At 31.3% G+C, this 5,565-nt stretch carries 4 protein-coding genes; 2 read left to right on the top strand and 2 right to left on the bottom strand.

Features of this window, described 5'->3' with window-relative positions:
• Positions 1-353 precede the first annotated feature (353 nt).
• Together JJE11_RS13770 and JJE11_RS13775 are read right to left on the bottom strand one after the other, a co-directional pair.
• Positions 354-1,823 (bottom strand): methyl-accepting chemotaxis protein, encoded by a 1,470-nt coding sequence (locus tag JJE11_RS13770; protein WP_291636559.1) that lies wholly within the window; start codon positions 1,821-1,823, stop codon positions 354-356.
• Positions 1,824-2,063: 240 nt separating this feature from the next.
• Entirely contained in the window at positions 2,064-2,318 is a 255-nt protein-coding gene (locus JJE11_RS13775; RefSeq protein ID WP_291636561.1) for a hypothetical protein, read from the bottom strand.
• Between the two features lie 386 nt (positions 2,319-2,704).
• Here JJE11_RS13775 and JJE11_RS13780 point away from each other — a divergent pair, with 386 nt between their 5' ends.
• Positions 2,705-4,951 carry an alpha-galactosidase gene (locus JJE11_RS13780; RefSeq protein ID WP_291636563.1) on the top strand — a complete coding sequence of 749 codons (2,247 nt, stop codon included), beginning with the start codon at positions 2,705-2,707 and terminating at the stop codon, positions 4,949-4,951.
• 224 nt (positions 4,952-5,175) lie between these two features.
• On the top strand, positions 5,176-5,565 hold a 390-nt coding region (locus JJE11_RS13785; protein WP_291636565.1), incomplete at its 3' end, for an MATE family efflux transporter.

A 5,565-nucleotide genomic window follows, 5' to 3' on the forward strand; every position in this document is an offset into this window, starting at 1 on the left:
CTGGTATTTTATTTTTTGCCCTCTTGTCTATTTCATATCACTTCCCATCATTCTTTCATTTACAGACCAAATTGATAATCCAATCCTTTGTTAAGAAACTATTTAGACATAGCATTAATAATATGCTACAATAATGCGTTATATTAATAGTCTATAAAAAAACCATAAATAATGTTGGACAAAAAAATACCGATAGACGTGTTTGCTCTCGAAAAGAAACACATGCTACCAGTACCTGATGATGATAAAGACATAATAAAAGCAAAAATATAGGACCTATATCTCTAATTCTTATATAAATAATAATTAAAAATTAACTTATCCAGCCTAAAGCACCTTATATTATGCATAACTTAGAAAATAAATTCTTTCTTCTTAGTTAGCTCATGTGAAATCTCTCTCATATTAGTTAGCTTTAATAATACCTCTTCTGATATCTTTTTGACTTTTAAGCTATTCGACATTGCTAGGTCTTTATTGTTATCTTTTATATTTTTTGATACCTCTGCACCAAGTTTATGTAAGTCTAAGTGAATTTTTCCTACAGTGTCCCAAATAGTTTTAATTTTTTCATTATTAGGACTAACTGAGTAGTAAAAATGACCAAACCCGCACTTTTCTCCACTTAATTGCATTGGCTTAACGTGCATTTCTACAGCCATAGATATTAAGTTATCTACCCATTCTTTATGCGCATTTATTGCACTTTCAAGTGATTTGATAAACTCATCGTTATCTAGTTTGAAATACTCAATACTGGAAACTTGACCACCTACTAGAACAATTTTTGATATCGCATCATCAATTTCTTCAATACCCCTTCCCATCACCTTTAGTTCCTCTGATTCCATATTTATAATGGATGCCTCATGACTTATTTGTGCCAATTCATTGGTCATAACCTGCATAGTTGCATTTATTTCCTCACTTGAAGCGTTTATTTCTTCCATACTTGCAGACATAGTCTGTATTTCATCCATTATATAATTCATTGAATCCTTGCTTTCTTTAAAAGAATTTTGCATTGAATTTGTACAGTCGTTCATGGTGTGAATTGACTTTATAGTGTAGTCTACGCTTTCTTTTGACTTTTCTGCCGATAATTTCATTTTATTCATAAACTCTTTCATTGTCTTTAAGTTATCAGAAGTGGTTTCTGAAAGTTTTCTCACTTCATAAGCAACAACCGCAAATCCTCTACCATGTTCTCCAGCTCTTGCAGCTTCTATACTTGCATTCAGCGCAAGTAGGTTTGTTTGCTTTGCTATTCCATCAATACCCCCAACAATGGCTTCCATACTGTAAATTAGAGAATAAAGTTCAGTTATATTCACATGTACTTCATTGGATTTTACAAGTATTTCTTTATTTACATCTATAATATCATTTAAACTTTCATTGTTCTTATTAGATAGACTGATTGTATTTTCAGATTTATCAGCTAATACCTGGATTGATTGTGCGTTGGAATTAATAGTGTTAGTTATCTCATTCATACTTGCGTTAGTTTCCTCTGCAGATGCTACTAGTGATTCTGTGGCATTTCTAAGTGTGTCAGAAGAGTGTAGTAACTCATCTGAAAAGTATGTCAATTGTACAATAAATGCACTTATTCTAGTTGTGACAGCTAGTAAACTACTTACAATTAAAGATATCTTTGGAGAAATGCTTTTTATTGCTTTGGCAATACTTGCAGTGAACTTAATAGCTGAGTTACTTTTATTTTGTTGCTCAATGCTCTCAATCCCATTAATATTCCCCTTAATAAACTCGTGTGATAAAAGAGTTATTTGTTGATTTAGCTTATTGTTAAACTTAAACATATATTAATCTCCTTTATGTTCCTTAATATATCTTATTAAAGAACTAAATTCTTTTTTCCTTTAAATATATTCAAAGATTGATCCATAAAGAACATTTTGAGACTCATAAAAAAGACAGAGAGTTCCTAAAGTGAACTCCCTGTCTTTTTTAATATAGTTTATAAATACATTGCTACAATATTAAATTCTTCTATGCCTCTTCAACCTGTATAAGTATTCTTTTATTAAACACTCATTATATTACAATTTCTTATTTAATAGTGGCAACTTATACAATTTCTCACTATATCTTTCTTCATTAAATAATTCCTCATTTTTCAAAACATAATATAATTCCTCTACCAAAACTGCTCCAATCATTTTCTTAGCCATATCTTCTGCATATCCGCTACCTACTAGTTTTTCAAAAACTTCTGTTGTACATTTAGGATTGTTATCCCTCATTTGATTATCAACAATTTCTATAATGTGTTCTTTTACTTTATCATTTTCCAAAATTTCATTTCCCCTTTCTCTAATTATTATTTAGTACAAATATTGTTGTCCAAATGCACGATTTATATATTATATGATATCATAACTGATAAGAACTTTACAGATTTCTCTTCCGTTTTTATCCTTTCATGAAATAAATCCACAGCCGATTCTCCCATGAATGATGAAGTTCCAATTACTAAAAAACATAGCAGCACATAATCCTAATTTACAATTCGATTTTACTAATTAACTTCTAAGGTTATATTTCCCATTTCATAACTTAAATGTTAATATAGATGTAATATCAGTAGATAAAGAATTTAGTAAATATGAAGTGACTTATGAGGATAATATCCTAAAACCCTATGAAGTTAAAATTAAAAAATAAGTTTGTGAGGTGCAATATGGCAATTATTTTTAATGAAAGCACTAATGAATTCCATTTATTTAATAATGAAATAAGTTATATAATAAAAGTAATGAAAAACAATCAATTAGAGAACTTGTATTTTGGCAAGCACATAACACATAGAGAATGTTTTAATCATCTTATAGAGAGAGAACCAAGAGCGTTCACTTCTGTTGTTTACGAAGGCGACCAATCATTTTCATTGGATCATATAAAACAAGAATATCCGAGTTATGGAACTACAGATTATAGATATCCTTCACACCAAATAACAAGAGAAAATGGGAGTACTATAACTAATTTTGAATATGTATCTCATAATATATACAAAGGTAAAAAATCACTAAGGGCTATGCCTTGCACCTATGTTGAAGATGAGAATGAAGCAACCACTTTAGAAATCAAATTATTTGACAATGTTCTAACTGTAGAGCTAATGCTTTCTTATACTATTTTTGAAAGTTATGGAGCTATTGCTAGAAGTGCTTCATTTGTAAATCTTGGAGACGAAAAATTAGTTTTAAATAGTGCAATGAGTGCTTCACTAGACTTGCCAGACGATAATTATGATATGATTCATTTGGCTGGTGCATGGGCAAGAGAACGGCATGTTAAGACTCGAAAACTTCAACCGGGAGTACAATCTATATACAGCATAAGAGGCGCTAGTAGTTCAAATCATAATCCGTTTTTAGCGCTAAAAAGACCAGAAACCACAGAGGATTTCGGTGATGTTTATGGATTTAGTCTTGTTTACAGTGGTAATTTCTTAGCTCAAGTAGACGTAGATTCTTATAGTGCGTCAAGAATTTCTATAGGAATTAATCCTTTTAACTTTTCATGGAATCTTGAAAAGCAAGAAATATTTCAAACACCAGAGGCAGTACTCGTTTATTCGGATAGAGGCCTAAATGGTATGAGCCAAACCTTCCATAACCTATATAGAACTAGACTCTCTAGAGGGTACTTTCGAGACCGAGTTAGACCAATACTTATAAACAATTGGGAAGCTACTTATTTTGATTTTGATGAAGAAAAAATATTGTCCTTAGCTAAACAAGCTAAAAATCTTGGGGTAGAATTATTTGTATTAGATGATGGATGGTTTGGAAAAAGAAACGGAGACAATTCATCACTTGGGGACTGGTATCCTAATTTTAAAAAGCTACCTAAGGGCATAGGTGATTTATCAAATAAAATAAATGCTTTGGGATTAGAATTCGGTCTTTGGTTTGAACCTGAGATGGTAAGCTCGGATAGTCATATATTTGAAGAACACCCAGACTGGGTAATTCACACTCCTGAAAGACGTATGTCACAAGGTAGAAATCAATTTGTTTTAGATTTTTCAAGGAAAGATGTAGTGGACTATGTTTTTGGAATGATGAATAAGGTGTTATCTAACGCATCTATTTCTTATATTAAGTGGGATATGAACAGAAATATTACAGAAGCTTATTCTCATGGCTTAGAAGGTAAAAAGCAAGGTGAATTTATGCATAGGTATATTTTAGGAGTCTATGACTTATATGATAGATTGATAGCCGTGTATCCAAAAATACTTTTTGAATCTTGTTCAGGTGGTGGAAATAGATTTGACCCAGGCATGTTATACTACGCGCCCCAAGCATGGACAAGTGACGATACTGACGCCATTGAGAGACTTAAAATTCAATATGGAACATCTATGGTATATCCAATTACTTCTATAGGTTCTCATGTTTCAGCAGTACCAAATCACCAAGTAAATAGAATAACTCCTATAGATACTAGGGCATCGGTAGCATATTTTGGTACTTTCGGATATGAACTAGATTTGAATAATCTAGTTGAAGAAGAAAGAATGATTATAAAGAAGCAAATAAATTTCTTTAAAACTCATAGAGAACTAATACAGAAGGGTGATTTTTATAGATTAATTAGTCCCTTTGAAGGTGATGGTAATGAAACTGCATGGATGGTTGTATCTAAGGATAGAAAACAAGCACTTGTAGGTCATTATACTATACTTTCAAAACCCAATGATATATATCGTAGATTTAAACTTAAGGGCTTAAATGAAGATTTTTGTTATGAAATTGAACAAAAGAATACAACACATTATGGAGATGAACTTATGAACATAGGTATAATATTATCAAAGAATTATGCTGGGAATGAAATTGAATATGTATCAGATTTCAAGAATAAAAGGGATTTCATGTCAAGGCTGTTTATATTAAGAGCAAAATGTGACTCATGATGTGTTGCAATTTAAGAAGAATATAAACCACAAACTTACTATAGATTTTACTTATTTAGAATATCGGAACAGTAATAATATAAAAAGGTTGCTCTCGCAACCTTTTTATATTATTATTGAATTAGTTGTTTTTTAGGTAAATGGATATCTATTCTTATAACTCAAAGGAAATTGCAAAGAACTTAATATTTCAAAACCTTCTAAGACTAAATTATAAATAGGATGTGATTACTCTGAGTAAAAACAATAGCCAACTCGGCACAGAAAAAATTAGCAGGTTACTGTTAAAACTATCACTACCTGCCACTATAGGAATGCTCGTAACTGCTCTTTATAACATAATTGATACAATATTTGTAGGGCAGTGGGTATCGCTAGACGCCATTGGTGGACTCGCCATTGCTTTTCCTATTCAAATGTTAATAATGGCTTTTGCTCAAATGATAGGAATCGGTTCCGCTTCAGTAATTTCAAGAAACCTCGGGGAAAATAATATTGAAAAAGCTGAGCATGTAGCCGGCAACTCATTTTTAGCCATATCAGTACTAAGCATATTTTTTGTAACCTTTGGACTCGCCTTTACCGAACCAATATTAAAGGTATTTGGTGCTACA

It is taken from the genome of Clostridium sp., from assembly GCF_016650095.1.
In the GTDB taxonomy this organism is placed as follows: Bacteria; Bacillota; Clostridia; order Clostridiales; family Clostridiaceae; genus Clostridium_AD.